The sequence below is a fragment of the Microseira wollei NIES-4236 genome, assembly GCF_020521235.1.
Taxonomy (GTDB): Bacteria; Cyanobacteriota; Cyanobacteriia; order Cyanobacteriales; family Aerosakkonemataceae; genus Microseira; species Microseira wollei.
The window spans coordinates 1-1,502 of sequence record NZ_BLAY01000430.1; the positions used below are offsets into that span (position 1 = coordinate 1).

1 protein-coding gene and 1 pseudogene are annotated in these 1,502 nt (G+C 44.5%); one reads left to right on the forward strand and one right to left on the reverse strand.

Features of this window, described 5'->3' with window-relative positions; genetic code table 11:
* Positions 1 to 15: 15 nt before the first annotated feature.
* Positions 16 to 1,226, reverse strand: a pseudogene (locus tag MiSe_RS49025) (RNA-guided endonuclease InsQ/TnpB family protein).
* A gap of 63 nt (positions 1,227 to 1,289) precedes the next feature.
* Here MiSe_RS49025 and MiSe_RS49030 point away from each other — a divergent pair.
* Positions 1,290 to 1,445 (forward strand): ribbon-helix-helix protein, CopG family, encoded by a 156-nt coding sequence (locus tag MiSe_RS49030; RefSeq protein ID WP_226594800.1) that lies wholly within the window; start codon positions 1,290 to 1,292, stop codon positions 1,443 to 1,445.
* Positions 1,446 to 1,502 lie beyond the last annotated feature (57 nt).

Here is a 1,502-nt window from a genome sequence, read left to right on the forward strand (position 1 = left end):
TTGACACTCTCCGGTCTAAAGACACGGAGATTCTAAGTTCGTCGTCGAAACTTGCTCTACCAGGCTTTCACCAAGTAGCGTAGTGGTTTCAACTCCCTTAGCGTTTCTTCGGGACTGCCCGTCCCTAGCTTGCAACGCAAGATTTAAAATATTTATCGCTGCATTTGTGTCTCTATGTGCCGTGTACCCACAACTACAAACATGGGTACGAGTAGATAGAGACTTCTTAACCTTCACCCCACAATTGCTACATTTTTGGCTTGTATATCGTGGGGAAACAGCGACAGCAGTACGCCCAAAAATTCGCGCAAAATACTCAATCCACTGTCTAAACAGATACCAACTAGCATCGTTTATGGATTTAGCTAAACAGTGGTTTTTGACCATGTTGCGGACACTTAAATCTTCATAGGCCACTAAGTCGTTAGACTGGGTGACGTGACGTGCGAGTCTCTTCGCATGTTCGGTACGTTGCCTACTTACTTTTAGGTGTTTTTTAGAATATCGGCTTCTTGCTTTGCGACGATTGTTTTTGCCTTTTTTCTTTTTGTAGATAAGACGTTGGGCGTGCTTGATAGATTTTTCAGCTTTGGCTAAAAACTTGGGATTGGGTTCTTGATGACCGTTGGAATCGGTGTAAAAATTTTCCAATCCTACATCTAGTCCAATAGCGCTACCCGTTGCGGGCAAAGTTTCTTGGCGCTCAATATGAATAGCAAACTGACAGTAATAGCCGTCTGCTCGGCGCACCAATCTTACCCTTTTGATCGATTCAATTGGGTAGGTGTGGATGTCCCACTTGCCCAGCAACTTAAGGGAGCCAATCCCTTTCTTGTCGCTGAAAATTATGCGACGTAGGGTAGGATGCAACTTCCATCCTGACGTTTTGTACTCTCCTCTTGCGGTTGTCTTTTTGGAATTTGGGATATCCTTTTTTGCCCGGTTTCTTGGCTTTACAGTTGTCGTAAAACCGAGAAATCGCTAACCATGCACGCTCAGCAGATGCTTGTCCCGCATGGACGTTTAAATCTTTAACAAATGGGTAGGTGTTGCGTAGTTCTGTTACATGATTACAGAGTCTGGCGTAATTGATTTTGGTTTCTTTGGGAGCATCCATCCAGTACCGCAAGCATTTGTTTCGGACAAACTGAACTGTCCTGATAGCTTCCAAGGGTAGCTTGATATTGATTTGGTTTTGCCTTGACTTTGTACTCTAGAACTAGCATGGGAAGACCTCCATTGCTATATTTCTATTATACTAGAAGGTAAGACATTTGACCGGACGATTTATGAAGAAATTTAGGATTGAAGCTAAAATTACTGAATACGAGCTGCGCCAAGTAGCACAAGAGGCAGCTAGGCGGGGGATGACCAAATCTGAACTGATCCGCAGTTTGATAGCAAAACTTCCTGACCCTTCGCCCAAAAAGCATTCGCGAGACTAAAGTCTCACGCGGAACCCCGGTCTAAAGACACGGGGCTTGCGCGCTTTGTTCTGTCAA

Excerpts from the sequence above, each read along its gene's own strand:
- MiSe_RS49030 (WP_226594800.1), top strand. The coding sequence starts at position 1,290 with ATGAAGAAATTTAGGATTGAAGCTAAAATTACTGAATACGAGCTGCGC.